General features: G+C 34.1%; 19 protein-coding genes. 16 read left to right on the top strand and 3 right to left on the bottom strand.

All coding sequences use genetic code 11. From position 1 onward, the window contains the following. Positions 1-40 precede the first annotated feature (40 nt). From VQL36_RS12745 to VQL36_RS12725, 5 genes are all read left to right on the top strand, one after another. Positions 41-1,234, top strand: coding sequence for an amidohydrolase (locus VQL36_RS12745; protein WP_349249683.1), 1,194 nt, complete (start codon positions 41-43; stop codon positions 1,232-1,234). A gap of 47 nt (positions 1,235-1,281) precedes the next feature. Beyond that, positions 1,282-1,722, top strand: a complete 441-nt coding sequence (locus VQL36_RS12740) for a CBS domain-containing protein (protein WP_349249682.1) — start codon at positions 1,282-1,284, stop codon at positions 1,720-1,722. 93 nt (positions 1,723-1,815) lie between these two features. Then, positions 1,816-3,483, top strand: a complete 1,668-nt coding sequence (locus VQL36_RS12735) for a DNA repair helicase XPB (protein WP_349249681.1) — start codon at positions 1,816-1,818, stop codon at positions 3,481-3,483. After that, positions 3,480-5,450: a helicase-associated domain-containing protein gene (locus VQL36_RS12730; protein ID WP_349249680.1), complete on the top strand. Its 1,971-nt coding sequence runs from the start codon at positions 3,480-3,482 to the stop codon at positions 5,448-5,450. The genes VQL36_RS12735 and VQL36_RS12730 overlap by 4 nt, the downstream gene beginning before the upstream one ends. Before the next feature lie 42 nt (positions 5,451-5,492). Next, positions 5,493-5,936 (top strand): YlbF family regulator, encoded by a 444-nt coding sequence (locus VQL36_RS12725; protein ID WP_349249679.1) that lies wholly within the window; start codon positions 5,493-5,495, stop codon positions 5,934-5,936. An 80-nt stretch (positions 5,937-6,016) separates the two neighbouring features. Here VQL36_RS12725 and VQL36_RS12720 read toward each other — a convergent pair whose 3' ends face one another. Then, positions 6,017-7,021: an asparaginase gene (locus VQL36_RS12720; RefSeq protein ID WP_349249678.1), complete on the bottom strand. Its 1,005-nt coding sequence runs from the start codon at positions 7,019-7,021 to the stop codon at positions 6,017-6,019. Between the two features lie 48 nt (positions 7,022-7,069). On the opposite strand from VQL36_RS12720, the gene VQL36_RS12715 reads away from it, so the two are divergent. After that, a complete protein-coding gene (locus VQL36_RS12715) occupies positions 7,070-7,333 on the top strand; it encodes a YlbG family protein (RefSeq protein ID WP_349249677.1) in 264 nt (87 codons plus the stop codon). A gap of 171 nt (positions 7,334-7,504) precedes the next feature. On the opposite strand, the gene VQL36_RS12710 is transcribed toward VQL36_RS12715, so the two are convergent. Both VQL36_RS12710 and VQL36_RS21175 read right to left on the bottom strand, forming a co-directional pair. Further along, complete coding sequence (locus tag VQL36_RS12710) at positions 7,505-9,613, bottom strand: methyl-accepting chemotaxis protein (protein WP_349249676.1); 2,109 nt, start codon at positions 9,611-9,613, stop codon at positions 7,505-7,507. A 128-nt stretch (positions 9,614-9,741) separates the two neighbouring features. Continuing rightward, a complete protein-coding gene (locus VQL36_RS21175; protein WP_413789510.1) occupies positions 9,742-10,116 on the bottom strand; it encodes a DUF3899 domain-containing protein in 375 nt (124 codons plus the stop codon). 301 nt (positions 10,117-10,417) lie between these two features. On the opposite strand from VQL36_RS21175, the gene VQL36_RS12705 reads away from it, so the two are divergent. The 10 genes from VQL36_RS12705 (at position 10,418) to VQL36_RS12660 (ending at position 22,061) form a co-directional block, all read left to right on the top strand. Then, on the top strand, positions 10,418-12,085 hold the full coding sequence (locus tag VQL36_RS12705; protein WP_349249675.1) for a peptide ABC transporter substrate-binding protein: 1,668 nt from the start codon (positions 10,418-10,420) through the stop codon (positions 12,083-12,085). Between the two features lie 128 nt (positions 12,086-12,213). Further along, a complete protein-coding gene (gene opp3b / locus VQL36_RS12700) occupies positions 12,214-13,143 on the top strand; it encodes an oligopeptide ABC transporter permease (RefSeq protein WP_349249674.1) in 930 nt (309 codons plus the stop codon). Then, positions 13,143-14,168 carry an oligopeptide ABC transporter permease gene (opp3C, locus tag VQL36_RS12695; protein ID WP_349249673.1) on the top strand — a complete coding sequence of 342 codons (1,026 nt, stop codon included), beginning with the start codon at positions 13,143-13,145 and terminating at the stop codon, positions 14,166-14,168. The genes opp3b and opp3C overlap by 1 nt, the downstream gene beginning before the upstream one ends. Before the next feature lie 18 nt (positions 14,169-14,186). Beyond that, on the top strand, positions 14,187-15,251 hold the full coding sequence (locus tag VQL36_RS12690; protein WP_349249672.1) for an ABC transporter ATP-binding protein: 1,065 nt from the start codon (positions 14,187-14,189) through the stop codon (positions 15,249-15,251). Then, entirely contained in the window at positions 15,248-16,177 is a 930-nt protein-coding gene (locus VQL36_RS12685) for an ABC transporter ATP-binding protein (RefSeq protein ID WP_349249671.1), read from the top strand. The genes VQL36_RS12690 and VQL36_RS12685 overlap by 4 nt, the downstream gene beginning before the upstream one ends. Before the next feature lie 245 nt (positions 16,178-16,422). Further along, entirely contained in the window at positions 16,423-18,114 is a 1,692-nt protein-coding gene (locus VQL36_RS12680; protein WP_349249670.1) for a peptide ABC transporter substrate-binding protein, read from the top strand. Positions 18,115-18,222: 108 nt separating this feature from the next. Beyond that, complete coding sequence (locus VQL36_RS12675) at positions 18,223-19,179, top strand: ABC transporter permease (RefSeq protein ID WP_349249669.1); 957 nt, start codon at positions 18,223-18,225, stop codon at positions 19,177-19,179. After that, the gene (locus VQL36_RS12670) at positions 19,166-20,095 is read left to right on the top strand and encodes an ABC transporter permease (protein WP_349249668.1); all 930 of its coding nucleotides are present in this window, start codon (positions 19,166-19,168) and stop codon (positions 20,093-20,095) included. Before VQL36_RS12675 ends, VQL36_RS12670 begins: the two co-directional genes overlap by 14 nt. A 14-nt stretch (positions 20,096-20,109) precedes the next feature. Then, on the top strand, positions 20,110-21,102 hold the full coding sequence (locus tag VQL36_RS12665) for an ABC transporter ATP-binding protein (RefSeq protein WP_349249667.1): 993 nt from the start codon (positions 20,110-20,112) through the stop codon (positions 21,100-21,102). Further along, positions 21,099-22,061, top strand: a complete 963-nt coding sequence (locus VQL36_RS12660) for a dipeptide ABC transporter ATP-binding protein (RefSeq protein ID WP_349249666.1) — start codon at positions 21,099-21,101, stop codon at positions 22,059-22,061. Before VQL36_RS12665 ends, VQL36_RS12660 begins: the two co-directional genes overlap by 4 nt. The last annotated feature ends 166 nt before the right edge of the window (positions 22,062-22,227 follow it).

Genomic DNA, 22,227 nt, shown 5'->3' with positions numbered 1-22,227 from the left:
TGATATAATATGAAAAAGTAATGATTTTCATTAGAAGGTGATGAGTTTGAAAAAATATATTCAAAAAATTGAAGAACTTTTTCCGGAGATGGTGAAATGGAGAAGGCACCTACATATGAATCCTGAGTTATCTTTTCAAGAATATAAGACGACTCAATTTATATATGACAAACTCTCAAGTTGGGGAATCAAAGCGAGTAAATCAAAAAATGATCATGGAGTGATTGGTACCATTGAAGGTGGTAAACCTGGTCCTACTGTTGCATTAAGAGCAGATATTGATGCATTGCCTATACAAGATCAAAAGAATGTGAATTATGCTTCACAGAAACAAAATATAATGCATGCATGCGGGCATGATGGTCATACAACAATTTTACTGGCTATAGCAAAAATATTACAAGAAGATCGATCTGGGCTGAATGGGAATATCAGACTTATATTTCAGCCAGCTGAGGAGCAATATCCAGGTGGAGCATTAACGATGATTGATGATGGAGCATTGGAAAAAGTAGATGTTATTTATGGAGTTCATTTATGGACACCTTTTCAAACAGGAATTGCTTCTTCTATTGCTGGACCTATTATGGCATCGGTTGATGAATTTGAGATTAAAATTGAAGGCAAAGGAGGGCATGCAGGATTACCGCATGATACAGTTGACTGTACATATATTGGGGCACAATTAGTTGTCCAATTACAATCCATTGTTAGTCGAATGGTAAATCCGATAGAACCCGCTGTTGTCTCTGTTGGTTCTTTTCATTCAGGAAACAGCTTTAATATCATTTCCTCCCAATGTACTATTAAAGGTACTGTACGAACGTTTAGTGATGAGATAAGAGAGCATATTCAAAAACGTTTTATTCATATTTGTGAGCAAGTTGGAGTAATGTACGATGCTGAAATAAAATTGAATTATATTAATGTGTATCCTCCTGTTGTAAATCATGAAGCAGAAGCGAATCGCTTTTTTAAAATGGGAAAAAAAGATCTTATGAATTTAAATATTACAAAATCTCCCCTCATTATGGCGGGTGAAGACTTTTCATATTACTTAAAAATCGTGTCTGGATGTTTTATGTTTGTAGGAGCAGGAAATGAAGATAAAGGGATGGACTATCCTCATCATCACCCTAAATTTGACTTTGATGAAAGTGCAATGAGAAATGCTGTGCAATTGCTTTTAGGAATGACGTTAGATTATATGTATGTAAATGAGTTGAATGGGTAACTCTAAATTTGAATCCGAATTTGTGAAAAAATTAAGGAGGGTTACCCATGTCAACATTAAAAGAAATCATGACTACTGATTGTGTAACAGTAACTTTGCAAGATAATATTTATGAAGTTGCAGTGAAAATGAAAGAACATAATATTGGAATTATCCCTGTTGTGGACAATAAAAAATTAATCGGTGTGGCAACTGACCGAGATTTAGTGATTAGAGGTTATGCGGAGAAGAAATCAGGATCAACTGCTGTGGAAGAAGTGATAAGTAAAAATATAACAACAGCTTCACCAGATACAAATATTGATGACGCAGCAAATATAATGGCAGAGCAGCAAATTCGTCGTTTACCAGTCGTTGAAAATGGAAATTTAGTTGGTATTGTTGCGATAGGAGATTTAGCAGTACGTGATATTTTTGAAAATGAAGCTAGTGACGCATTAAGTAAAATATCTGAACCAACTCATGAATCACAAAATTTTGCACATTAAAGTTAAATTTTTCTCAGTGCAAGAGTTCATATGTTGGTTAAAGAAAGGGGGGGTCTAATTAGACTTCCCTTTTCAAATAAGGAGGGAAATCTCGTGTCATGTTTAATTGTACAAGCTGATTCCACCATACTTTTTGAAACTAATTCACCTCAATATGAGGAGATCAGTTCGTATTTATCTCTTTTTTCAGATCTAATAAAAACACCTGAACATATTCATACCTATAAAATAACCCCATTATCCATGTGGAATGCATCCGCGTCTGCTATGAAATCTCAAGATATTATCGATTTTTTAAAAAAGTATAGTAAATTTGAGATCCCATTGAAAATTTGTAAAGAAATTCAAAAGTACATGAATCGGTATGGCATTTTAAGGTTGGAAAAAAATAATGACCAATTAACATTGATTTCTAGAGACTCAGATATTATGAAGGAAATTAGAAAATCGAAGGTGATTCAACCTTATTTGCAAGATGAAATTGATAAATTCTCCTCCAAAATAAACTTGATACATAGAGGTTTAATTAAACAAGAATTGATACAATTAGGGTTTCCAGTTGAAGATATTGCGGGTTATTTATCTGGTGAAAGTTTAGAGATACAGTTAAGTGATGTGGATTTAAGAGATTATCAAATAAATGCTATTGAGGCTTTTTATCAAGGAGGAAAGAAAACTGGGGGAAGTGGACTTATCGTTTTACCCTGTGGATCTGGTAAAACTATTGTTGGCATTGGTGTAATGTCTAAATTAAAATGTGAGACTTTAATTTTGACGACAAATGTAACTTCTGTAAAGCAGTGGAAGAGGGAGATTTTAACAAAAACGGATGTTCATGAAGATTTAATCGGTGAATATACTGGAGATATAAAACAAGTGAAACCAATCACAATTGCTACTTATCAAATCTTAACACATCGAAAAAACAAAGATACTGATTTCATTCATATGGAATTATTTAAAAAAAGAGATTGGGGTTTGATTATTTATGATGAAGTACATTTGCTGCCTGCCCCTGTTTTTAGAGAAACAGCAAATATTCAAGCAACTAGAAGGTTGGGATTAACAGCAACTTTAATTAGAGAAGATGGAAGAGAAGAAGATGTTTTTTCTTTAGTTGGACCTAAACGTTATTATTTTCCTTGGAAGCAGTTGGAGCAACATGGTTGGATATCTAGAGTGGAATGTTATGAGATTCGAGTAGACTTTACTGATGATAACATAGATCAGTATCATCAAATGACTAATCAAAAACATAAGTTTAGGTTAGCAAGTGAAAACCCGATGAAGATAAATGTAATTAAACAGTTGCTTAAACAACACCCCAAAACACCTACTCTTATCATTGGTCAATATATAGATCAGTTAAAAGAGATCTCAAATCATTTTCAAGCCCCTTTAATTACTGGGGAATTACCCCATACAGAAAGGGAGTTTTTATACACTGGATTTAAAAAGGGGGAAATCAAACTACTAATTGTATCAAAGGTAGCCAATTTTGCTATTGATTTACCAGATGCTGCAGTAGCAATCCAAGTTTCTGGAAGTTATGGATCAAGGCAAGAAGAGGCACAAAGATTAGGTAGAGTTTTAAGGCCCAAAAAGTCAAAAAATCAAGCTCATTTTTATACACTTGTAACTAAAGATTCAAAAGAGCAAGAATTTTCACTAAAACGTCAGCTGTTTTTGGTTGAACAAGGATATCAGTATCATATCCTTGATGCAAGTGAGATAGAAAATAAGGAGTTGTTAACTTCATGAACTGTGAAAAGTATCTTACACAATTACCCCCTTCTTATTTAAGAGAAATTCAAACGCAATCCGCCTATGAAAATTTAATTAAACATGGATATGAACTAAAGGATTGTTTAACCTCTCCACAATTACTAGAAAAGTGTTATGAAAAATTAAATTACATAGAAAGACATACATTATCATGGTTAATTAAAAATGTAGGGTATGAGCCATTTGAATGGAAACATATTATATCCTTGATGGAGGATCAGTTATCGAAAGCAGAATTAAAAGTGGGACTAACACTTTTAAGACAAAAAGGCATTGTTTTTACATTCCGTAAAACGTGGGGAGAACAAATCTATGTGATTCCAAAAGATGCTTTTCACTCATGGGTTAATGTATTGTTACCACAAATTAAAAAGGTAAATTGCTTCAGTGATGAGGAAGTTGAATCCCAAGATAGAATAGGCAGGGGTTTGATTTTTGATTTATTTCATCTGATTATCTATATAGGAAAAAATGAGGTTTTACTAACACAAAATCGAATGATTAAAAAGAGACAGCTTCAGAAAATGTGCAATTTAATTGATATCAACGAAGAAGATTTACAGTATATAGATTTAAAATATATAGGACAGGATGTATATCCTAAAACATTCGTACTTGTATATGATCTTCTGCTAAGATTACAGCTAGTGGAGCAAAAATCAAAACATGTTGAACTAAATAGGGATAAAGTTCATGGATGGTTACTTCAAAATAGTCAACAAATGAATAAAACTTTATATGAAGTTTGGCATCAAATATGTATGCCAGATCAAGTTTGGCTGCAACTAATATGGGCAAAAATGGAGACCATTCCTTATGATGTGTGGTATCCTATACAAGAGCTAGTAAATTGGGTAGAACATTCAGAATTGATGCTGTGTTATGATTTAGAAAATAAGAATTGTTTTAATCAACTGCTAAACTGGATGAAGGTATTTGTAGGTTTTGGATGGATTCAGTTAGGTAAAACAGATAATAATGAAATGGTTTTTAGATGGAAAATAAATTTAAATTCAACAGATGAATCATTAAATTTAGATGAAATTGAATTTTATATTCAGGCAGATTTTGAAATTATTGTTCCCCCCAATGTCCCATTCCATATTCTATGGGAATTAGAAAGTATGTCAGAAATGGTTTATTCAGATACTATCATGCGTTATGCATTGACTAAAAAAACTATAAAGAACGCTGTACAAAATGGAAGATCTACAGCAGATATTTTTCAATTTTTAAATAAACATTCAAAATATGGCTTACCAGATAATGTGAAAAAATCTGTTGAAGATTGGTCTGAGCATGTTGGTAAAATTGTTTTTCAAGAAGTACTTCTTTTACGTTGTGCGGACGAAAGTACTGTAAAACAACTTAGCGCCAATCCATTATTTCAACCTTATATAATGACAAAAATAGGAGATAGAAATTTTATTATTCAAAAAAGTAAGTTAAAGGAATTAATGAAAAAACTTGAGGATAATGGATATTCTCCATTGTTTTCAGCGCAGCAAGGAATTGAGAAGGAAAAAGTACAATTTCCATATTTCAATAAAACATCTAATGATTCTTATATACTAGAAGATTCAAAGGGAACAAATGGATTAGTGAATTCAAATAAAACCATGATATATTATGAAATGGAACAAAATTTCCCTAATGTAAAAGACATTTATCCTTCCTTGGATGAAATTCCGGCGATATGGTTAAAGCAATATAGAGCTTACCATCCTTCTACTGAAAAAGAAATCATTCAGAAAGCAATTGAAAGTCATGTGTATTTAAAAATAAGAAAAAACAAAGTAGAAAGAATAGTATTACCACAGAAATTAGAAGAAAAGGAAGGCAAGTTATTCATTCATGCTTTTGAAAAAAACATCAAAATAACCTTATTTTCCCATGACTGGGAAGAAATGAGGTTGATTTTCCCAGGGATTAATGATAAATAGTAATTAAGTCCTAATACAAAAGATAGAATAGGAATGATATAAATGAGTGTCAATGAAATCACTGAGTTAGATATGTCCACGGTTTTATTGGAAGCATACGATCTTGGTGATATGATAAATGCTTCCGAAGAACTTCATAATTATTTACACTGGAAAAAAGAGATGGAGAAAGATAAGCAAGTTCAATTACTTGTTAATCAATTTTTGAAAAAGAAGGAAATTTATGAGGATTGTCAAAGATTTGGGCAATTTCATCCCGATTACCATTCTGCGTTAGAAGAAGTACAGAAAGTGGAACATAAACTGAATGGATTAGAGTTAGTGAAAAATTTTAAAGAGGCTGAGGAGAAAATAGATGATTTACTTTACTCAGTTTCTAAATTAATCGCTCATGAAATATCAGAAGAAATTAAAGTGCCAAGTAATAACCCGTTGCCAACAGTAGAAGGCTGTGGATCTGGTGGGTGTAGTGGAAAGTGTAGTTAAAGAAACAAGAGATGTAAAGGAGAGCCGATATTCACCTTATACATCTCTTGAAAACGAATGAATTTTAAATAAAAATAATATTATACACGTAAAAGCTTAAATGCTGGTTCTAATCGACCTACAGTTTCATTTCTACGATTTTTAATGATTGGATAATGGAAACTTTCTAATTGTTTTTGTTCTTGGGTAGAAATAAGGTTCAGCTGTGACAAGGTTTCCACAACAGTAGGATAGGAAGCTCTTTCAGCACCATCTTTAACTTTAATTGCGATTCCCAAACCTTCTGAAGGTATGGTTAAAGCAAAGACTCCTTCATTACCCATCTTACCGATGATTCGACCTTGGGTTACATGAATGAGTTGGGTGTCAAATCGGTCTGTTCCTGCTATGTAAAAAGGATGTGAAGAAATAGCTTGTATGATTTTTTTACAGGCTTGCGATCTATTTTCAGAAATTGAAGAAGAAGAACCAATTTTTGCAAATGCTTTGGCAATTTGATGTGTAGTTAGACCAAAAACTGGAACTCCACAGCCATCTTTGGCTATATCAACTTCATTCATTTTTGCACCAGACATTTCAACTATGGTATTAAGCATGGCCTGTTGAACAGGATGATCAATTGATAAATAGTTTTCAATAGGACTATTCAATAATTTTGCTAATATAAGCATACCCGCATGTTTTCCGGAACAAGTATTATGTAATGTTGTAAACTTGAAGTTATTTCGCAATAACCTTTCTCTGGTTTCTTTGTGTAAAGGCAGTTGTTCACCACATAATAGGTGTGAAGGATTTAAATTGAGTTTAGCTAATATTGACTGAACTTTTTTCACATGTTCTGCCTCTCCATTATGAGAGGAACATATAACTGCAATTTCTTCATCACTTAAATGCAAGTCGTTCTTAATCATTTCTTCAATAATTGGAATCGCTTGCAGTATTTTGGCACTAGACCTAGCAAAAGTTTTATATTCAGGATCACCTAAATGATATTGTATTTGACCGTTTGAATCAGCAACTACGATATAACCGTTGTGTTGACTCTCTATCAATGATCCCCTTTTTACATGTATGATAATAGACAAGAATGTCACTCCTTCAGTTTTACGATATTTTGAATTTGAGGTGTTATAATGTTTACTGGAAGAACTGGACTCATCATATGGGTTAAACATATTAAAGCATTAAGACTAGTTGAAAAATATGGCAATATCCACTATGTATCAAAAAAGTTAAAATACGTAGTGCTCTATGTAAATGTAGATAAGGTAGAGCAAGTTATTGTGCAGTTAAACAAGCTGAATTTTGTTACAGATGTAGAAAGGTCGTATCGTCGAGAAATTAAAACTGAGTATGATACTAATGTTCCTGATAAAACTAGATTTTACTCCATTTAATTCAAATCACATATGATTATCACCTAATGATTTATATAAGTCAAATACTATTAATAGTAATATTTACACTTATAAAAGTACATAAAAAAGCGCCATTTCTTAAAAGATGAATGAAGTCTAATTCATTACGAATTAAGAAGGCGCATTTTTTTATGTGTAAATTAGAATCCGTTAATTCTGTTTATCTTGCTCTACTTTAAAGCGTTCTACCGATTTATTTAATTCAGTTGACATAGATAACAATTCATCAATACTCTCAAGAACTCTATTCATATTGGCTGTAGTTTCAGTTGCAGATGCAGCGACTTCCTCAGTGCTTGATGTAGTCTCCATGGCATATGCAGAAGAGTCCTCCGAATTGCTCTTGATTGCAGTCACACTCGTTTTTTGTTCTTGCAATAACTTATTCATTAAATTAACCGTTAACAAAACTTTATCCATAGATGCTACAATTTCTAACAAAGCTGTTTTTGCTTTTTCAGCAGCAACTCGTTCATTTTTAGCTTGTTCAATATTTAGAGTCATCGTTGTATTAACTAATGAGATTGATTCATCAACACTGCTGATAATATCTTCAACGTGATCCGATGCTTCTTTGCTTTGCTCCGCTAATTCCCTTATCTCACTAGCAACAACTGCGAAACCTTTTCCGTGAGTTCCTGCTCTTGCAGCTTCTATCCCAGCATTTAAAGCTAACATATTTGTTTGTTTAGCTATATCTTTTGATGTTTCAAGTATTGACCTGATTTGATGAGTACGTTCCTCTAAAGCACCGACTTCTTGAGAAGAATGGTCTGTAGATTCTGCCAATGATTGCACACCACTTATAACTTCTTCTAAGACAGATTGATTGTCACTTATTGTTTCTTGTGTTTGCATTGCTTTTTCAACGACTTCATTTTTTTGTTCTTCCAACTCAGTAGCAAGCTGCATAAACTGATGAATTTTATCATCGGTCTCTTGACTAATTATAGCTTGGTTTTCTGATCCTTTAGCAATTTCGTCTATAGCCGCGGTGATCTGCTTAGAAGCCACTGCAACTTCATTTACAGATGAACGTAATTGCTCTGAAGTATTAAGTGTTAATTTAGATGCTTGTTTTGTTTTTGTAACAATTTGATTTAAACTAACAACCATTTCATCAAATGAGTTTGCAAGTAAGCCAATTTCATCTTTTCGAACGATATTTGTTGTTTGAGTCAAATCCCCACTGGAAATTCGTTTTGAAATGGAAATCAACTTCTTAAGCGGTTTCACCAGTCTAATTGAAAATAAAAATGCAATAATTGTAATGACTACTAATGAGATACTGATAACAGCAAAAATAACATTTCTGATTTCAGTGACAGCTCCAAAAGCAACGCTTACTGGTGTTTGGATAAAAACAGCTCCACCTATTTTATTGTCATAAACATACGACGTAACTTGCTCTATGCCTTTTTCATCTTTAAAGATTCCATAACCATATAAAATCTTATTTCCCTCAGAAAATGAAGCGGTTTCTAAATTTGATATCATATCAGCAACGCCTTCGTGTCGCAATAAATTATCAATCGAACCATCAGCATTCATTAAATTATTCATCTGTTCCTCATCATCTGTAGCAACTAAAAGTCCTTCGTTAGAAACTAAGAACATTTGATTATGTGAATCTTCATCTGTATTTCCTCTGAGGTCCTGCCATGCCTCTTGCATTCCTAAGTATGTACCAATTGTACCAATGGGTTCATTGACTAGATCAGTAACTGTGTTTGATACTTCTATAATAAATCTTGGACCCATTGTATAATTACTTTCTTTAATATTACCTATGTAGCTCCCTGAGTTATTTACTTCTATATACGAAGGATCTTGGGACCGATCTTTTAAGAGAGATGAGTAGCCCTGCCTTAAAACTTCTTGTCCATTTTTATCAGTTTGGAAAATATCAATGAACTTTGAGCTTGAACCTTGCATTTGTGAAAAACCACTGTTGATCTCATCAATAGATTTGTTTTTTAAAACTTCCGACATGAGATTGAGCTCTTCAGCTGCTGTAAGAATATAATTTTGAAATGACTTCAATTGAGTTTGAGCAACCATTAGAGACTGACTTTGAATATTAGCCTCCATCTTTTTGGTAACATATGGTGTAATGATAAAGCTGAGTAGTATTCCAGTAACTATCATACAAATAAGGAATAATAAATTGATTTTGGCGCCAATTCCAAAAAAGTTGAACTTGTTTTTTATGTATTTTGGTTCTAGTTCAATTCCTCTATTATTTTCAAATTTTTCCACACAAAAAGCCCCCTTCAAGAATACAATCGAGCTAATTATATCATTATTGGGGGGCAAGTAAACTATTTAATTTTACAAAAACATACTATTTTCGCAATGAATTTTATTATGGTTTTTTACATAAAAAATTACAAATAATAAAATAATAAGCAGATCAACATGATACATAACAAGATAATTCCAGTTGCCAACAGGGGCTTAATAAATCTAAATTCAGACATTTCAGAAGGGAGCGACATAGTGTCGATATCGTCACCGAGCATTTCACCTTGTCTGGTTGTTCGTTTAAACAACTTTCTAGAACTAGAATAAAAAAGATCAAAAAAACCACCTTTTACGACAATAAGTAACAATGTTAGCAATAAATACGAGGAAGAAACAAAAAATAAAGAATTTATTACTGACACTAAGGTAATCTTTTTATAATAAAACAAAGATAGGAAAAAAGGTGATAGTAAACTAATAATATTGAATATAATTACATTTTTTTTGAATAAAATCATGATGACCTCCTAATAATGATTATATTCGTGCATTGCTAAAAAAGAAAGTTTTCAGCAAAACAACGCTTTACCATAACAATAATATAATGCTAAAAATCGACAAAATAATACATCTTTTCTAAGTATATAGAAATAAATGTACAGGTCTATTCGCCTAATTAATCTGATTCTAGAGGTTATTATACATGATTGTAAACGTATTAAAAAAAATATGTACAATTTGTAGAAAACCTGTATAATGAAATATAGTGGGCTAGTCCCCACTGGAAAAAAATGATGATAAAAAGGGGAGATTTTATTCATGAGAAAGACAAAGTGGTCCTTTCTATTAACACTTATGTTAGTGTTAAGCGTATTCGTAGCAGCATGTACTGGTGGAGAAGCAACTCCTGATACTGGTGACGGGGAAAAGGAACCAACAACTCCAGAACAACCAGCAGAGCAAGTTGAACAAATTTTAAACATTGTTGACTCAGCTACAATTCCAACAATGGATACTGTAATGGGTACAGATGCGGTAGCTTTTGAAGTAGCTGACGCAGTATTTGAAGGTCTATACAGATTAGGAGAAAATGCTCAACCTGTTCCAGGTATTGCTGAAAGCCATGATGTAAGTGATGATGGTTTAGTGTATACTTTCAATTTGCGTGATGCAAAATGGTCTGATGGATCTGAAGTTGTAGCAGAAGATTTCCTATATACATGGCGCAAGGTTGTAAACCCAGAGACTGGTTCTCAATATAACTTCATTATGGGTGATATTCTTAACGCTAACAAAATTATGGCTGGAGAAATGGCTCCTGAAGAGTTAGGTGTTAAAGCAATTGACGAGAAAACTTTAGAAGTAACATTAGAGCAGCCTGTAGATTATTTCCTTTCTTTAACAGCATTCCCTGTTTATTATCCTCAAAAACAAGAGTTTGTTGAATCACAAGGTGAAGATTACGCTAAAGAAGTAGAAAACTTAATCTTCAATGGCCCATTTGTATTATCAGAGTGGAAACATGAAGAAGGTTGGACATTCAAGAAAAATCCTGATTATTGGGATGCAGATACAGTTAGATTAGAGCAAATTAACGTAAAAGTTGTTAAAGATAATGCAACCGCTGTTAACTTATATGATACAGGGGACATTGATCGCGTAGGTTTAACTTCTGAATTCGTTGATAAGTATAGAAATGATCCAGCATTTACTACAATTGAAGAAACAGTTGTTTTCTGGTTGAAAATGAACCAAACTAGAACTGAAGCTTTAGCAAACGAAAATATTCGTAAAGCGATTGCATATGGTGTTGATAGAGTTAGTTTAACAGATGTAATCTTAAACAACGGTTCAATTCCAGCATATACTACAGTTCCAAAAGGGTTTGTATCTCACCCAGAAACTGGTGAAGACTTTAATGATAAATACGGAGATTTCTACGTATTTGACGCTGATAAAGCTTTAGAACATTGGAATGCAGGTTTAGGGGAACTTGGTATTACTGAACTTTCTCTTGAAATCTTAGGTGGAGATACTGAAACATCTAAAAATTTAAATGCATATCTTAAGGATCAATTAGAGAAGCATTTACCTGGATTAACTATCACTTTAAAAGAAGTACCATTTAACGTTCGTCTTGATTTAGATGATGCTCAAGATTATGATCTTCAATTTGCAGGTTGGGGACCAGATTATCTTGATGCTATGACATTTGTTGATCTTTGGTTAACAGATGGTGGACACAATAAGATGGAATATTCCAACACTGAATTTGATAAATTAGTTACAGACGCTAAAACTTCATTAACTGGTGCAGAACGTTTTGAAGCAATGCAAGAAGCTGCTCGTATCGCAATGGAAGATGCTGCAATTTCTCCATTATATCAACGTGCACGTGCTACATTAATTCAACCTTATGTTAAAGGTTTGTTAATTCAACCATTTGGTCCAGATTACAGTTACAAATGGGCATATATTGAAAAATAATAAGAAACATGTTTAAATTATAAAGAATTAGGAAAGAGAGTATGTGTGCTCTAGCCCATACTCTCTTTTCCTTGCTAGTGAAATGTGGAGGGCATGTCCATTCACAAAATCGATTAGGAGGTGCAAACATGGCAAAATACATTGTTAAACGTCTGTTCTTTACACTGATAACATTATTTATTATAGCATCCGCAACGTTTTTCTTAATGAAACTACTGCCAGGAACACCGTTTACTGCTCAAGAGAAATTAACTGAGGAACAACTTGAGATTTTAAAAGATAAATATAATCTTAACGATCCAGTGCCTGTTCAATATGCTATTTATATTGGTAATATGCTTAAAGGTGACTTTGGCACATCGTTCCAATTTGGCAATAGAGATGTTACAGAATTAATTATGGATCGAATTGGACCGTCGGCTCATTTAGGAATTCAAACGTTAATCTTTGGAGCAATAGTCGGGATATTCTTTGGTGTAATAGCAGCATTGAAACAAAATACAATGTGGGATTATGGTTCAACATTTCTGGCTGTATTAGGGAAATCAGTCCCAAATTTCGTTTTTGCTGGTATAATGCAGTATTTTATAGGTGTCAAGTTAGGTTGGTTTCCTGTTGCATTTTGGGACGGTTTTAGTTACACTATAATGCCAACCATTGCAAATTCTATGTTTACACTTGCAGTTGCTGCAAGATTTATGAGGACGGAAATGATTGATGTTCTGTCATCAGATTATATAACTACTGCTAAAGCAAAGGGGTTAAATAGTTTTGCTGTTACAGTAAAACATGGACTTCGTAACGGTCTGATACCACTAATAACTGTACTAGGACCATTAACAGCAGGTTTGCTAACAGGCTCACTTGTAATTGAAAACATTTTTGCTATTCCTGGTCTTGGAGAGCAGTTTGTACGTTCCATATATGTAAATGATTATTCTATGATTATGGGATTAACGATGTTCTTTTCAATTTTAATCATTTTAGCAATATTAATAGTTGATATTTTATACGGAATCATTGATCCACGTATTCGACTTGCAGGAGGTAATAAATAATGAAATCTGAACAATTATCGAAAGAATTATTTATACCTGTTCAACTTGATCCTAACAAGGGCGAAGAAATTACGAGTCCTACTCTTTCCTATTGGAAGGATGCGTGGTTAAGAATAAGAAAAAATGTGGGAGCTATCGTAGGTATTATCTTGTTATTAGTGTTAGCTTTTATGGCTATCTTTGGACCTATGATGACACCGTACGATGCGTTTGAACAGGATTTATCAAGGGCAAAGTTACCTCCAAAAATCCCTGTGCTTGAAAACATTAGTTTTCTTCATTTAGATGGAACGATTCAATTGAATGAAGATCAGCCACGAATTGATGTATACGAGCAAAAAGGTGTTGATGGATACTTTTGGTTTGGAACTGATGGTCTAGGACGTGATTTGTGGACTAGAACGTGGGAAGGAACACGAATTTCTTTATACATTGCACTTTTAGCTGCATCAATTGATATGGTTATCGGTGTTGCTTATGGAGGAATCTCTGCTTATTACGGAGGAAGAGTAGATCTTATTATGCAACGTATCGTTGAGATATTGATCGGAATTCCTTTTTTAATCGTGGTTATATTAATAATCCTTATACTAGAACCAGGCATATTAACTCTTACAGTAGCCATGACCATAACAGGTTGGCTCGGTATGTCTCGTGTTGTACGTGGACAAATTTTGAAATTAAAAAATCAAGAGTTTGTATTGGCTTCAAAAACATTAGGGGCTAAAGATTCTAAGATTATCATGCAACATTTAATACCAAATATTACTGGTGTAATTATCATTAATACAATGTTTACTATACCAAGCGCGATTTTTACAGAAGCATTTTTAAGTTTTATCGGTTTAGGTTTACCGGCTCCGACAGCTTCACTAGGTACGTTAATTGAAGATGGATTTAAATCATTACAAATATATCCTCATATATTGGTATTTCCATCAATAGTTATCAGTTTGATCATGATTGCATTCAATCTTGTTGCGGATGGGCTGCGTGATGCGTTAGATCCAAAAATGCGTGACTAATAAAGGTAGGTGGTAAATATGGAAAAGAAGATACTTGAAGTAAAAAATATGAATGTTTCATTTGATACATTTGCTGGTGAAGTCCAAGCTGTTCGAGGTGTTGACTTTGACCTCAATAAAGGAGAGACTTTAGCAATCGTAGGTGAATCAGGTTCTGGTAAATCAGTTACATCTAAGACAATAATGCGACTAATTCCTACTCCACCAGGGAGAATTAAAGAAGGCGAAATTATATTTGAAGGAAAAGATTTAGCCAAACTTTCTGAAAAAGAGATGCAAAAAATTCGTGGTAAAGAAATCTCAATGATATTTCAAGATCCGATGACTTCTCTAAACCCAACTATGAAAGTTGGGAAACAGATTATGGAAGGTTTAATTAAACATCAAAATCTAAGCTCAAGTGCTGCTAAAGAACGAGCTATTGAACTATTAGGTTTAGTTGGTATTCCGCAGCCAGAGGTTCGAATAAATGAATTTCCCCATCAATTTTCAGGGGGGATGCGTCAACGTGTTGTGATTGCGATCGCTCTTGCTTGTAATCCTAAAATATTATTAGCTGATGAGCCAACTACTGCGCTTGATGTAACCATTCAAGCACAAATTTTAGAGTTGATGAAAGATCTTCAAAAGAAAATGGATACCTCTATTATATTTATTACACATGACTTAGGTGTTGTTGCCAATGTAGCTGATCGTGTTGCGGTCATGTATGGAGGGAAAATTGTTGAAATTGGAACAGTGGATGAAATCTTTTATAATCCACAGCATCCATATACGTGGGGATTGCTCAGTTCTATGCCTAACTTGGAAACAAGTGATGCTGAACTCTACGCAATTCCTGGATCACCTCCAAATTTAATTAAACCGCCAACAGGAGATGCATTTGCAGTTAGAAACGAATATGCATTAAAGATTGATTTAGAAAAAGAACCACCAATGTTTAAAGTTTCAAATACTCATTATGCTGCAACTTGGTTGTTGCATGAAAATGCTCCTAAGGTTGAGCCACCAGCATTTATTCAGCGATTGAAAAAGACGAAACATATGTCTAAGTCAGGTGTGAAAGCGAGTGATCACAAATGAGTAAACAAAAGCTGTTAGAAATAAAGAACATGAAACAGCACTTTGAAATATCTAAACATAATGTAGTAAAAGCTGTTGATGGTATTTCATTTGATATATACAAAGGTGAAACTTTTGGACTAGTTGGAGAATCTGGCTGCGGTAAGTCTACTACAGGACGTACGATCATTCGTTTGTACAATGCTACAGATGGTAAAATTATATATGATGGTGTTGATGTGCATGGAAAAAAATCAAGATCTGATTTGAAAGCTTTTAATCGAAAAATGCAAATGATTTTCCAGGATCCGTATGCATCATTGAATCCACGTATGAAGGTTTCTGACATTATTGCTGAAGGAATAGATATACATGGGTTAGCCTCTTCAAAAGAGGAGAGAATGAATCGTGTATACGAATTGCTTAAAACAGTTGGATTAAATGAAGAACATGCAAATAGATATCCTCATGAATTTAGTGGAGGACAACGTCAGCGGATAGGTATTGCTCGAGCACTTGCTGTTGAACCGGAATTTATCATAGCAGACGAACCTATATCTGCTTTAGATGTTTCTATACAAGCACAAGTAATTAATCTATTGAAAAAGCTACAGAAAGAAAAGAAATTAACTTATTTATTTATAGCACATGATTTATCAATGGTTAAATATATTAGTGATCGAATTGGGGTAATGTATCGAGGGAAAATTGTAGAGCTTGCTGAAAGTGATGAGCTTTATGAAAACCCAATTCATCCATATACAAAATCACTGTTATCAGCCATACCATTACCTGATCCTGAACATGAGAGAAATCGTAAACGTATTATTTACGATCCTGCTCAACATCAATATGATGGTGAAGCCTCTTTGAAAGAGATTAAACCTGGTCATTTTGTATATTGTTCTGAAACTGAATATAAACGTTATAAAGCTGAATATAACTAATATATAAATCACCCACCCATGACTTTAATATTGTCATGTATGGGTGATTTTTTTTAAGCTCTCCAGTCGGAGAGCTTTTTTACTCTTAAGTATGAAAATAAATAATAATTTGTCCTAATTTTAGTTATATATATTCATTAACCTAATATAAATAGTTATGAACACGGTCACATCTTTCGAATAGAAAGTTTAGGAGACTAACAAAATTCGATAGATGGTGACAAATAAAATTAGGGGGAAATAAAATGATGAAAAAGGGGTTCAAAATAAGTTTCCTGACTGTATTCGCTTTAATCTTTGTAATGGGATTGGCCTTAGTAGGATGTTCAGAAGATACAACGACCGAACCAGAAGAGGTTGAAAAGACAGAAGATAATCAAAATGATCAAAAAGATGAAAATGATGATGAAAACTCATCAGGTGATGAAATGACGGAAAAAGTATTTCGTGCGAGTTTTGCAAGTGAACCACCCTCTTTAGACCCGGGTCAAGCAACAGATACAACTTCTTCTACTGTTCTTAGAGGTGTTTTTGAAGGTTTAACTCGAATTACACCTGATGGTGCTGCATTAGCAGGAGCTGAGAATGTAGAAATCTCTGATGACTATTTAACTTATACGTTCACTTTAAGGGATCATAGTTGGACTAATGGTGATCCAGTGACAGCTCATGATTATGAATATGCTTGGAAACGTGTATTGGATCCTGCATTTGCAGCTGATTATGCATATCAGCTCTATTATATTAAAAATGCGGAAGCTGCCAATACAGGAAAAGGAAGCATGGAAGATGTTGGAGTAAAAGCGTTAGATGATAAAACGCTAGAAGTTACGCTTGAAAACCCAACTCCTTATATCATGGATCTCTTCGCATTTACAACTTACAAACCAGTAAATAAAAAAGTTGTAGAAGCTAATGAAACGTGGGCTAATGATGCAGGTGATTTATATGTTAGCAATGGTCCTTTCAAATTGGATATTTGGGAGCATGGTAATGAAATCCAGCTAGTTAAAAATGATGATTATTGGGATGCAGATACAGTACAGTTAGATCGCATCATTTATGCTGTAGTTGAGGATGAGGGCACTGTTTTAGCTTTATATGAAGATGGGGAATTAGATTGGGCAGGATCTCCGTTTTCATCATTACCTACAGATTCATTGCCCATTTTAAAAGAACAAGGGTTATTAACTACTCAAATTAGAACTGGAACTTATATGTATAAATTTAATGTAGAAAAAGAGCCATTCAATAATAAAAAAATACGTCAGGCGTTTTCATACGCAATTGATCGTCAATCAATTATTGATCATGTAGCTCAAGGTGAGCAAATTCCCGCAATGGGCCTTGTTCCTCCAAACATGGAATTAGTTAAAGAACCTTATTTTCAAGATAATAATGTAGAAAGGGCAAAGGAATTATTTGATGAGGGGCTTAAAGAGTTGGGCTATGCCAGCGCAGATGATTTACCACCATTAGTGATTAGCCACAATACTAGTGAAGGTCATCAAAAAATTGCTCAGGCTGTTCAAGAGCAATGGAGACAGGTTTTCGGAATTGAACTAACACTAGAAAATGCTGAATGGGGAGTTTACCTAGATCAGATTGATGAAGGGGATTTCCAAATCGCTCGTTATGGTTGGATTGGTGATTTCAACGATCCGATCAACTTTCTCGAAATATTTAAGGAAATAGGAGGAAATAACAACACCCGTTGGCATAATGAAGAATATGCTAGATTGTTAGATCTAACTTATTCTGAAGGAGATATACCAACTAGAACTCAACTTTTAAAAGATGCAGAAGTGATCTTCATGGATGAAATGCCAATAGCCCCAGTATTTTATTATACTTATAACTATGTTTTTAATCCTGAAATAAAAGGTATCTTCCTTGATAGTTTAGGGAATACGGATTTAAAATGGGCACATTATTAATTATAACATTTAAATAATACAGATTTTATGACTTTAAGGTATATGGAGAAGTTCCATATACCTTAAAGACTATTTAGACCATTGTATGTAAAATGGAGGTGGTATGTTTTGACTAGGTTTCTTTTGCGACGCTTGATCTTTGTTTTGATATCACTTTGGATTATAATATCAGCAACTTTTTTCTTAATGAGAGCTGTCCCTGGTGGACCTTTTTCAGCTGAAAAAAAAGTTCCAGTAGAAATTCTAAAAACCTTAGAAGCACATTATGGATTAGATAAACCTTTAGTTATGCAGTATTTTGATTATGTTAAATCAGTAGTTACCTGGGATCTAGGTCCTTCTTTTAGATATAAAGCGGAAACAGTAAACGACATCATAAACAGAACATTTAAAATCTCTTTAGTTTTAGGGTTAGAAGCTTTGTTTTTATCCATTGCATTAGGGGTGTTTTTTGGTGTATTGGCTGCATTATATCATAATAAATTTCAGGATTATTCAGCAATGGTAATCGCTGTAATTGGTATGTCTGTTCCTAGTTTTATACTGGCGGTATTTTTACAGTATGTTTTTGCTATACAGCTAGATGTATTCCCAGCAGGAAGATTTGAAACTCCTATGCATCATGTACTCCCTGCTTTATCATTATCTGCTTTACCAATTGCTTTTATTGCTCGTTTAACACGGTCTAACATGTTGGAGGTGTTACAGCAGGATTATATTAAAACAGCAAGAGCAAAAGGGTTAAAGGAGAGTATAGTTTTAATTAAACACGCTATTCGTAATGCTATTCTCCCCGTAGTTACTTATTTAGGTCCATTAACTGCCGGTATACTAACAGGTAGTTTTGTAGTGGAAAATATTTATGGTATACCTGGATTAGGAACTCAATTTGTCCAGAGCATAACAAATCGAGACTATACAGTGATTATGGGTACAACCGTTTTTTACAGCATTATTCTTGTGTTCATGGTATTTGTAGTCGATATGCTGTATGGAATTATTGATCCACGGATTAAAATTGCGGGAGGAGAAGTTACAGGGGGGGATGTTAATGAATATTCATAAAACAACGTTAACTCCAGATCATTTTAAACCTTATAAAAAAGACGTAAGACAAGCTGAGATTATTTCACGGAAAAGTTTAAATTATTGGCAAGATGTTTGGGTTCGTCTAAAAAGCAATAAATTAGCTGTAGTTGCTTTATTTACATTAATTATATTAGTATTCATGGCTATATTTGCACCGATTTTAAGCTCGTATGAGTATCAAGGACAAGTACTTGAAGACAAAAACTTAGCTCCTTCGGCTGAGCATTGGTTTGGAACAGATGATTTAGGAAGGGATATGTTTGTTCGCACATGGTACGGTGCTAGGATTTCATTATTTATTGGAGTTGTAGCGGCATTAATCGATCTAACAATTGGGATTGTATATGGGAGCATTGCAGGTTTCTTTGGTAGACGAGTAGACGAAGTGATGATGCGCATTTGTGATATTTTGTACGGGATTCCTTATTTATTAGTAGTTATTATGTTAATGGTTGTATTACCTCAAGGATTAGGCACCATGATTCTCGCATTGACGGTTACAGGCTGGATCACCATGGCTAGAATTGTACGTGGACAAATCCTACAATTAAAGGAGCAAGAATTTGTGCTATCTGCACGTTCATTAGGTGCAAATACAAAACGTTTGTTATCTAGACATTTAATACCTAATGCCATGGGACCGATTATCGTTACGATGACATTAACGATACCGTTAGCCATATTTACAGAAGCTTTTTTAAGCTTTTTAGGATTAGGTGTTCAGGCCCCAATTGCTAGTTGGGGGACGATGGCAAGTGATGGGATACAGGCTTTACGTTATTTTCCTTGGAGAATTTTTTTCCCAGCATTTTTTATTAGTTTAACGATATTGGCTTTTAATATTTTAGGTGATGGGTTACGCGATGCACTTGATCCACGTTTACGTAAATAAGGGAGGTGGTTTATTTGGAAAAGTTATTACAGGTAAAGGATTTACACGTATCCTTTCAGACTTATTCTGGAGAAGTACAAGCTGTGCGTGGAGTAAGTTTTGATGTGGATAAAGGAGAAACAGTTGCAATTGTAGGTGAGTCAGGTTGTGGAAAAAGTGTAACAGCTCAAACGATTATGAAATTAATTCCGATGCCGCCAGGGGAAATCAAACATGGTTCTATACTGTTTAATAAAGAGGAAATTGTAACGAAATCAAAAAATGAAATGTTTGATATTCGTGGAAAAGAGATCGGGATGATATTTCAAGATCCAATGACCTCATTAAACCCTACTATGAAAGTGGGAAAACAAATTCGTGAAGGACTTATAAAACATCAGGGAATGAGTTCAAAAGCTGCTAATGAAAGAGCGATAGAATTATTGCAGTTAGTGGAAATCCCACAACCAGAGAAACGAATCAATCAATATCCACATGAATTTAGCGGAGGTATGAGACAGAGAGCTATGATCGCAATCGCTTTGGCATGCAACCCTAAATTATTAATTGCAGATGAACCTACAACGGCTTTAGATGTCACAATTCAAGCACAAATTTTGAAGTTAATGAAACACCTTCAAAAGCAGATGGATACCTCTATTATTCTTATTACTCATGATCTTGGGGTTGTGGCTGACCTTTGTGACCGAATTGTTGTGATGTATGCTGGAAAAGTAGTGGAGCAAGGGACAAAGCGTGAAATTTTCAAAGGTCCCCAGCACCCTTATACTAGGGGATTGCTTAGATCAATTCCAAGATTAGACCAAGAAAAAGAAACTTCCTTAGTACCGATATTTGGTACTCCACCAGATTTGATCAGTCCTCCTGAGGGATGTGCTTTTTGCGAGCGATGTGACAAGGCAATGAACATTTGCAAACAAGAGGAGCCTGATCTCTATAAAATTTCTGAAAGTCAGCATTCTAGATGCTGGCTAATGCATCCAATGGCACAAGGGGTGGAATTATGAAGCAACCATTAATTGAAGTGAAGAATTTAAAAAAGCACTTTCAAGTTGGACGAGGAAAAGTTTTAAAAGCAGTAGATGGTGTTAATTTCACTATTCAACATGGAGAAACTCTAGGTATGGTTGGAGAATCTGGATGCGGTAAATCAACAGTTGGAAGAACGATGCTTCGTTTATATGAACCTACTTCAGGAGAAATGCTAGTAAATGGAGAGAATATGTTCTCATTATCTGCAAAAGAATTAAAACAAAAACGTCGTGATATGCAAATGATATTTCAAGATCCGTATGCTTCTTTAAATCCAAGAATGACGGTGCGGGATATTATCGCTGAACCATTAGATATTCATAAATTATCATCAAGTAAGAAGGCGCGAATTAAAAGAGTTGAAGAATTATTAGATTTAGTTGGTTTAAATCCTGACCATGCAAATCGTTATCCTCACGAATTTTCAGGTGGGCAAAGACAAAGAATAGGAATAGCTAGAGCTTTAGCGGTGAATCCTAAATTTATTATTTGTGACGAACCGATCTCTGCTCTAGACGTTTCAATTCAAGCACAAGTAGTAAATCTTTTAAAGGAATTACAAGATCAATTTGGATTAACCTATTTATTTATTGCACATGATTTATCTATGGTAAAACATATAAGTGATAGAGTCATTGTTATGTACTTAGGTAATATTGTAGAACTAGCGGATAGTCAAATTTTATACAAAGATCCTCTACATCCATATACAAAAGCTTTGATGTCTGCCATTCCAATACCTGATCCAGATGTTGAGGAGCACCGTGAAGGTATAGTGTTAACAGGTGATCTACCTAGCCCGATTAACCCACCAAGTGGATGTGCTTTTCGAACACGTTGTCCTATAGCTTCAGATAAATGTGCGGAAGTTAAACCAGAATTCCAAGAGATTAGACCTGGACATTGGGCTGCATGTCATTATACAGAAAAATGAGCAGACAGATATCATTAGAAAATCCCCTATTGCGATCTCACTTTCCTGCAATCGGGGATTTTCCAACTCTATTTTTATTTTCCTTCACTTTTATGAGATACTTTATATATAATAGTATACATGCATATACTTAAAGTTGCGAATGAAATGGAGAGGATGACTCATC

Source organism: Chengkuizengella sp. SCS-71B (assembly GCF_040100845.1).
Taxonomy (GTDB): domain Bacteria; phylum Bacillota; class Bacilli; order Paenibacillales; family KCTC-33759; genus Chengkuizengella.
The sequence above is the reverse complement of the archived record's forward strand: the minus strand, read 5'-3'. Positions and strand labels throughout refer to the sequence as shown.

Excerpts from the sequence above, each read along its gene's own strand:
- VQL36_RS12690 (WP_349249672.1), top strand. The coding sequence starts at position 14,187 with ATGGAAAAGAAGATACTTGAAGTAAAAAATATGAATGTTTCATTTGAT.
- VQL36_RS12685 (WP_349249671.1), top strand. The coding sequence starts at position 15,248 with ATGAGTAAACAAAAGCTGTTAGAAATAAAGAACATGAAACAGCACTTT.
- opp3b (WP_349249674.1), top strand. The coding sequence starts at position 12,214 with ATGGCAAAATACATTGTTAAACGTCTGTTCTTTACACTGATAACATTA.
- VQL36_RS12725 (WP_349249679.1), top strand. The coding sequence starts at position 5,493 with ATGAGTGTCAATGAAATCACTGAGTTAGATATGTCCACGGTTTTATTG.
- VQL36_RS12740 (WP_349249682.1), top strand. The coding sequence starts at position 1,282 with ATGTCAACATTAAAAGAAATCATGACTACTGATTGTGTAACAGTAACT.
- VQL36_RS12670 (WP_349249668.1), top strand. The coding sequence starts at position 19,166 with ATGAATATTCATAAAACAACGTTAACTCCAGATCATTTTAAACCTTAT.
- VQL36_RS12660 (WP_349249666.1), top strand. The coding sequence starts at position 21,099 with ATGAAGCAACCATTAATTGAAGTGAAGAATTTAAAAAAGCACTTTCAA.
- VQL36_RS12705 (WP_349249675.1), top strand. The coding sequence starts at position 10,418 with ATGAGAAAGACAAAGTGGTCCTTTCTATTAACACTTATGTTAGTGTTA.
- VQL36_RS12715 (WP_349249677.1), top strand. The coding sequence starts at position 7,070 with ATGTTTACTGGAAGAACTGGACTCATCATATGGGTTAAACATATTAAA.
- VQL36_RS21175 (WP_413789510.1), bottom strand. The coding sequence starts at position 10,116 with ATGATTTTATTCAAAAAAAATGTAATTATATTCAATATTATTAGTTTA.
- opp3C (WP_349249673.1), top strand. The coding sequence starts at position 13,143 with ATGAAATCTGAACAATTATCGAAAGAATTATTTATACCTGTTCAACTT.
- VQL36_RS12745 (WP_349249683.1), top strand. The coding sequence starts at position 41 with ATGAGTTTGAAAAAATATATTCAAAAAATTGAAGAACTTTTTCCGGAG.
- VQL36_RS12680 (WP_349249670.1), top strand. The coding sequence starts at position 16,423 with ATGATGAAAAAGGGGTTCAAAATAAGTTTCCTGACTGTATTCGCTTTA.
- VQL36_RS12730 (WP_349249680.1), top strand. The coding sequence starts at position 3,480 with ATGAACTGTGAAAAGTATCTTACACAATTACCCCCTTCTTATTTAAGA.